The following is a 6,508-nucleotide window of genomic DNA, read 5'->3' as shown; positions in this document are numbered from 1 at the left end:
CACCAGCATCACCTCGCCGCCGAAGTTCGGATTGAGGCTGATGTTGCGCAGCGTGCGGATCGGCACGACGGCGTCCGGCGCATCGATGGCCACACCGCAGCCGTAGGTGTGCTCCAGCGCCACCACGTCATCGACGTTGGGGTATTTCGGCAGCAGCTCAGCCTTGATGCGCTGCACCGCGAAGTCGGTCACGCCCGCCACGCACTGCACGGTCTGCGTGATCGCCAGGATGTTGCGGGTGCCGACGGAGCCGTCCGGATTGCGATAGCCCTCGAAGGTGTAGCCCTCCAGCGGAGGCATCTCGGGCGGCTTGACCGTCGCGATGGGCAGGCCTGTGAGTTCTCGCGCGGCTGGCATCCTGAGCAGCCGCTCGTGCACCCAGCTGCCTGCGGGGATGTCCTTGAGCGCATAGCCGATGGTGACGTTGTAGCGGCGCACTTCGCCGCCTTCGGGGATGTCCACCAGGGCGACCTTGTGCGCCTGGGGGACCTTGTCGATCAGCGTCAGGCCCGAGGGAAACACGGTGCCGGCGGGCAGGCCGCCGTCGTTGGCCACGATCGCGACGTTGTCACGATCGTGCATGGTGATGTAGAGCGGTGAACGGTCGAGCGTGGATGACATGGAGGTACTTCGATCAACTGTCGAGCATGATGCTCTCGATCCAGTTGGGACCCTGGCCGGCGGGGCATTCGGCGAGGGCTTGCAACGAGCCGGTCTGCGTGTCGATTTCGTACAGGCGCAGCCGATGCGAACGCTGGCCGGCCGCGATCAGGAAGCGTCCATCGGGCGTGATGTTGAAGCCGCGCGGCTGCGATTCGGTGGGCACATGGCCGATGAGCGCGAGCGCACCGCTCGCCGCGTCGACACGGAAGCCGGCAATCGTGTCCGAACGCCGTTCGCTGCTGTAGAGAAAGCGACCGTCCGGCGTGAGGTGCAGGTCGGAAGCCCATGGCTCGCCGCTAAACACGGGCGGCAACGTGCTGATGGTCTGCAGCGGGCGCAGTGTGCCGGCAGCTGGATCGAACGCCAGCACGTCGATGGCCGCATCGAGCTCGTTGAGCAGGTAGACGAAGCGCGAATCCTTGCTGAAGACGAAGTGCCGGGGGCTCGCGGACGCATGCGGTTGCAGCGTCGGCGGTGTGTTGGGCGTCAGCTCTCCAGTCTCCGAATTGAAGCGGAGCTGGACCACGACACCGGCGCCCAGCGTGCTGGCGAACACAAACTGGTTCGACGGATCGGCCTGGATCGCGTGCGCATTCGGGCCGGTCGGCAGCACCTGCTGCGTCGCCCGTACGACGCCGTTCGCGTCGATGGGGTTGACCGCGATCTGATTGCCGCCGTAAGAGGCGCTGAACAGGTAGCGGCCTTCGCGATCGGTCGCGATGTACGCCATGCTGTGCGGCAGCGCCGCGGCGCCGAGCGCGGCGAGTTCGCCCGTCTTGGGATCGATAGCGAAGCTCAGTGCCTCTCGCGGCTCCGAGCGCCGCGCCGCATACAGGCGACGGCGATCGGGGCTCAATGCGAGCGGCATCACTTCGCCGCCGACCGGTACGGTCTGCACCGGAACCAGCGCCGGTTGGCCCGGATCCAGGTGCAGCACGCTGATGTCGCCGCTTTCGGCATTGGAAACGTAGACGCAGAACATCGTCAGGACACCATCCAAGCGAGGTCAGAAGACCGGATGGCCGTTGATGATCGACGGCAGCCAGGTCGAGAACGAGGGCACATACGTGACCAGCGTGATCGCAATGAAGATCGCCAGGTAGTAGGGCCACGCAGTCTTGGTGGCCTCTCCGATGGAGATCTTGCCGATCGCGCAGCCAATGAACTGCACGGTGCCCACCGGCGGATGCACGAGCCCCAGCGCGCAGTTGAGCAGCAGCATCATCCCGAACTGCACCGGACCGACACCCATCTGGATGGCCAGCGGCAGGAACAACGGCGTCGTGATCAGGATGTGCGCCGCCATGTCCAGAAAGACGCCCAGGAAGATCTGGATGATGTTGATGTACAGCAGCATCAGCCACGGCGTCGTGGTCGCGGCCAGCAGGGCGGTTTCGATCGTGTCGGGAATTTCCAGGTACGCCATCTGATAGCGCAGCATGTTCGACACGCCGATGAGCAGCAGGATCACGCCTGTCGTCTTCGACGCCTTGGCCAGCGACTTGAGCAGCTTCTGCCTGGTCATCGTTCGATAGACGATGACGGTCAGGATCAGCGAGTAGGTCACCGCGATAGCCGCCGCTTCGGTCGCCGTCGTGATGCCCTCCATCACGCAGAACAAGATGATCGCGATCACCATCAGTCCGGGAATGGCGGCGATGAAGGTGCGCAACACCGTGCCCCAGCCGGGAAAGCGCTCGACCATCGTGGTGCCGTCCGCGCGCCTTGGGTAGCCGTACTTGGCGGCTTGCCAATAGGCTGCGACCAGCATGCAGACCATGATCCAGAAGACCGGGATCAGGCCGGCGAACATCAGGTCGCCGATCGACACGCCCTTGATGACGTGACCGGCGATCTCGCCCACTGCCGCTTGCGCTGCGAAGGCATAGATGATCATGTTGTGCGAAGTCGGCATCAGCGCGCCCGAGAGCGATGCGTGCGTGGTGACGTTGACCGCGTAAGCGGCGCTATAGCCTTCCTTTTTCATGATCGGGATCAGCACCCCGCCCATGGCCGAAGTGTCGGCCACCGGCGAGCCCGAGACGCCGCCGAACATCGTGGAGGCCACCACGTTGGCAAGGCCGAGACCGCCCTTCCAATGCCCGACCAGGCTGCGCGCGAAGGCGACGATCTTGTCCGCGATGCCCCCGTGCAGCATCAGTTCGCCCGAGAAGATGAAAAAGGGAATGGCAAGGAACGAGAACACGTTCATGCCCGAGACCATCATCTGGATCGCAGTCTCGAAGGGCAGCCCTTCATAGGCAAAGGTCAGGAGACAACTCAGCCCGATCGCGAAAGCGACCGGCATTCCGAGAACCAGGAAGACCAGGAAACTGATGGACAGCAGTGTCAATGCCATGATGGAACGACCTCGTGGCCGGAAAATTGGGAAACGAGGTGCTCGATGGAAAACAGCGTGATCAGCACGCCTGCGGCGAGAACCGGCAGATAGCGAATGGCTTCGGAAAGACCGAGCGTCGGAATGGTGGTGTCACGCGTGGACACCGCCATCTCGACGCCGCCGAAGAACAGGGCCACCGAAAACGCGATGGTGAGCAGGTACACGATGAACTTGCACCAGAACTGCCCCTTGGGCGGCAGCGCCTTCACCAGTGAATCGAGGCCGATGTGTCCGGCGTCCCGCACTCCGGCGGAAGCGCCGAACATGGCGACCGACACCACCAGCAAGAGCGCTACCTGTTCTACATAAGCGGGTGCGTCGTTGAAGGCGTAGCGAAGCACCACGCCATAGACGACCACGCTCAGCAGGCCCACCAGGCAGATGCACGCGAAGTACATCGCCCAGCGCGACAGCTTCGCGTTGAGTTGGGTTAGCAAGGTCATCGCGCCGATGTCATTGGGTGTCGACGATTTCCTGCACCAGCGCCTTCAACTCGGGCGTGGTCGCGAACTTGTTCCACACCGGCTTCTCGACTTCGACAAAAGCCTTGCGGTCGATGTCGGCTGCGGGAACGATCTTGGCGCCGCCCTTGATGACGGCTGCCTTCGCGTCCTTTTCACGCGGCTCCCAGAGCTTCACGTAGTAGGGGATGGAGTCCTTGGCGGCCTTGCGGATCTGCGCTTGTTCTTCCTTGGGCAGGGTGTCCCAGATTTTCTTGGAGAACACCAGCACTTCGGGCGTCATGACGTGCATGGTTTCCGAATACACGGGAGCGGCTTCGTAGTGCTTGGCTTCTTCGTACGACGGGTAGTTGTTCTCGGCGGCATCCACCAGCCCGGTCTTGAGGCCGGTGTAGACCTCGGCGATCGGCATCGGTGTCGGCGACGCGCCGGCGGCACTCACCAGGCTCACCATCAGGTCGGAAGGCTGCACGCGGATCTTCAGGCCCTTCATGTCGGCCACGTTCTTGATCGGCTTCTTGGCATAGACCGAGCGCGCACCGCTTTCGTAGAAGGCCAGGCCGACGAACCCGGCCTTGTCGAAGGCCGCGAGGATCTTGTCGCCGGTCGGGCCGTACATCACCTTGCGGAAATGGTCGATGTCGCGGAAGAGGAAGGGCAGCGACGGAATGACCGACTCCGGCACGATACCGTGGAACGAGGCGCTGCTGACGCGCACCATGTCGAGCGCGCCGATCTTCACCTGTTCGACCGTGTCCTTCTCGGAGCCCAGCGAGCTGTCGGCAAAGATCTTGATCTTGTCCTTGCCGCCGGTTGCGGCCGACAACTGCTCGCTCATGTAGTTGACCGCCTTGTTGGTCGGGAAATCCTTCGCGTGGACTTCCGCGGAACGGAAGTCGCGTGCCTGCGCATGCATGGCGGCGAGCGAAAGAACGGCGGTGGCCATGACGCTGAGAAGCTTGCGGTTTGGAGTCTTCATGTCTCTTCCTCTGTTGTCGAAATTAAGGTCTTGAAAAAGGCGAACGGGAAATCAAAAGGGGCCTTGGGCGGTGAATGCGCCGCCCTGGTAGATGGCGTTCGGATCGGTGGGCGCGACGGGAGGCTGAGCCTCGACCTTGGCGCGGAACACCTCGGAGCTGTCCTTCGGCACAAAGCCCAGCTTTGCCGCTGCAACGCTGTTGTCCCACCACACATCGCGGTTGGCCGACACGCCATAGACGACGAGATGCCCGACGTCCGGCGTGAATAGCGACCGCTCGATGAGGTCGGTGAGGTCGGCATAGCTGAGCCAGGTGCTCATCATTCGGCGATTGGCCGGCTCCGGGAAGGACGATCCGATGCGGATGCTCACGGTCTCAATGCCCCAGCGATCGAAGTAGAACTGCGCTACGTCTTCTCCGAAGGATTTCGAGAGGCCGTAGTAGCCGTCGGGCCGGCGCATTGCGTGTGTATCGAGGTGCTCGGTCTGCTTGTAGAAGCCGATGACGTGATTCGAACTGGCGAAGATGACGCGCTTCACGCCGTGCTTCCGTGCCGCTTCGTAGATGTGAAAGACGCCCTTGATGTTGGCTTCGAGGACTTCCTCGAACGGGCGCTCGACCGAAACCCCACCCAGATGGACGATGGCATCGCAGCCGGCCACCAGTGCATCGACCGCGGACTTGTCGGCGAGGTTGCAAGGCACCGTCTCCTCGAAGCTTCCTTGCGCCGGCGCGAGCGTGGCGACGTCGGACAGGCGCAGGACGTCGGCGTACGGACGAAGGCGCTCGCGCAGTACTTTGCCCAGGCCGCCCGCAGCGCCGGTCAGCAGCAGGCGACCGAGTTTGTTGGAAGGCCTGGATTCAGGTCCGGTATTCGTTTGCATGGAAATCGTCCTCAGCGGCTTTGCGTGATTTGAAAAAACGGGAATCTGCGCGAGGTGAACGCCGCCGATGCGATTAGCGCAGGCAGTCGAATTGCGCAATGATCATGGGTTTGAGGAGATGTAACTTATATGTTGTCGTACAACGCTGTCGGATTATGATCGTGCCATGCAACCGTTGACTCCGGGTAATCCCTTGGTTCAGGCTTCGCCTGTCACATCGGTCGGCGGCGCGGCCAGCGCCTTGCCCGGCGATGCCTTCGTAGGTCGGCCACGACAGAGAGCACGTGGTCTGGCGCATACGCTCGTGGAAGACCTCACCGTGAAGATTCGCGACGGCGCGCTGCGTCCGGGCGACAAGCTTCCGACCGAGTCCGAAATCATGCAGGCCTTCGGCGTCAGCCGCACCGTGGTTCGCGAGGCGCTGTCGAAGTTGCAGGCTGCCGGGCTGGTGGAGACCCACCACGGTGTCGGTACCTTCGTGTTGCAGCCGCGGGCGGGCGGGGTGTTTCGTCTCGAGCCTGGCGACGTTGCCACATCGGTCGATGTGCTCGCGGTGCTCGAATTCCGCATCAGCCTCGAGACGGAATCCGCAGGCTTGGCAGCGACGCGGCGCACCGACGAGCAACTGCTCGCCATGCGCGAGGCGCTCGACGAGTTTCAGACCAACATGGCGCAGGCGGGCAATACCGTGCCGGCAGACTTCCGCTTCCATCTGCAGATTGCGCAGGCCACAGGCAATCCGTACTTCGCGGACATCATGGCCCACCTGGGCACCGCGATCATTCCGCGCACGCGCATCAGTGCGATCCGCAAGCACGAGCAGGGTGGCGAATACCTGAGCCGCGTGAATCGGGAGCATGAAGAGATCTACGCGGCCATTGCACGGCAGGACCCCGACTCCGCGCGCGCCGCCATGCGCATTCACCTGACCAACAGCCGCGAACGACTGCGCATCGCTCAAGAGGCAGCCAAGAGCGGTTCCGAAAGCGCGCAGGCGCAGAGTCCGGCGCCGCGCTGAGCTCCGGCGCGGGGGCAATTCCCGCAAGTTGTATGACAACACGATGCAAATGGCCGACCGGCGCGCCGGTCGGCCATTGTCATGAGCCGTTCACCTTCGCC

At 63.2% G+C, this 6,508-nt stretch carries 7 protein-coding genes; 1 reads left to right on the top strand and 6 read right to left on the bottom strand.

The genetic code is table 11. From position 1 onward, the window contains the following. The 6 genes from AC1DEK_RS04390 to AC1DEK_RS04365 form a co-directional block, all read right to left on the bottom strand. Positions 1 to 621: UxaA family hydrolase (locus tag AC1DEK_RS04390; protein WP_478123953.1), on the bottom strand; the 621-nt coding region annotated here is incomplete at its 3' end. A 13-nt stretch (positions 622 to 634) separates the two neighbouring features. Further along, entirely contained in the window at positions 635 to 1,645 is a 1,011-nt protein-coding gene (locus tag AC1DEK_RS04385; RefSeq protein WP_478123952.1) for a lactonase family protein, read from the bottom strand. Positions 1,646 to 1,669: 24 nt separating this feature from the next. Continuing rightward, on the bottom strand, positions 1,670 to 3,022 hold the full coding sequence (locus tag AC1DEK_RS04380) for a TRAP transporter large permease (RefSeq protein WP_478123951.1): 1,353 nt from the start codon (positions 3,020 to 3,022) through the stop codon (positions 1,670 to 1,672). Continuing rightward, on the bottom strand, positions 3,013 to 3,507 hold the full coding sequence (locus AC1DEK_RS04375) for a TRAP transporter small permease (RefSeq protein WP_478123950.1): 495 nt from the start codon (positions 3,505 to 3,507) through the stop codon (positions 3,013 to 3,015). Before AC1DEK_RS04375 ends, AC1DEK_RS04380 begins: the two co-directional genes overlap by 10 nt. Positions 3,508 to 3,517: 10 nt before the next feature. Continuing rightward, a complete protein-coding gene (locus tag AC1DEK_RS04370) occupies positions 3,518 to 4,504 on the bottom strand; it encodes a TRAP transporter substrate-binding protein (protein WP_478123949.1) in 987 nt (328 codons plus the stop codon). Between the two features lie 51 nt (positions 4,505 to 4,555). Beyond that, complete coding sequence (locus AC1DEK_RS04365; protein WP_478123948.1) at positions 4,556 to 5,389, bottom strand: NAD-dependent epimerase/dehydratase family protein; 834 nt, start codon at positions 5,387 to 5,389, stop codon at positions 4,556 to 4,558. A gap of 166 nt (positions 5,390 to 5,555) precedes the next feature. Between AC1DEK_RS04365 and AC1DEK_RS04360 the strand changes: the two genes are divergently transcribed. Next, on the top strand, positions 5,556 to 6,407 hold the full coding sequence (locus tag AC1DEK_RS04360; RefSeq protein ID WP_478123947.1) for a FadR/GntR family transcriptional regulator: 852 nt from the start codon (positions 5,556 to 5,558) through the stop codon (positions 6,405 to 6,407). Positions 6,408 to 6,508: the final 101 nt, after the last annotated feature.

It is taken from the genome of Variovorax sp. 10N420 (genome assembly GCF_056394705.1).
Note: the sequence above shows the minus strand (reverse complement) of the source record. Positions and strands in the feature narration are given on the sequence as shown.

Bases quoted from the DNA above. Each gene is read 5' to 3' on its own strand.
- AC1DEK_RS04385 (WP_478123952.1), bottom strand. From the start codon at position 1,645: ATGTTCTGCGTCTACGTTTCCAATGCCGAAAGCGGCGACATCAGCGTG.
- AC1DEK_RS04380 (WP_478123951.1), bottom strand. From the start codon at position 3,022: ATGGCATTGACACTGCTGTCCATCAGTTTCCTGGTCTTCCTGGTTCTC.
- AC1DEK_RS04375 (WP_478123950.1), bottom strand. From the start codon at position 3,507: ATGACCTTGCTAACCCAACTCAACGCGAAGCTGTCGCGCTGGGCGATG.
- AC1DEK_RS04370 (WP_478123949.1), bottom strand. From the start codon at position 4,504: ATGAAGACTCCAAACCGCAAGCTTCTCAGCGTCATGGCCACCGCCGTT.
- AC1DEK_RS04365 (WP_478123948.1), bottom strand. From the start codon at position 5,389: ATGCAAACGAATACCGGACCTGAATCCAGGCCTTCCAACAAACTCGGT.
- AC1DEK_RS04360 (WP_478123947.1), top strand. From the start codon at position 5,556: ATGCAACCGTTGACTCCGGGTAATCCCTTGGTTCAGGCTTCGCCTGTC.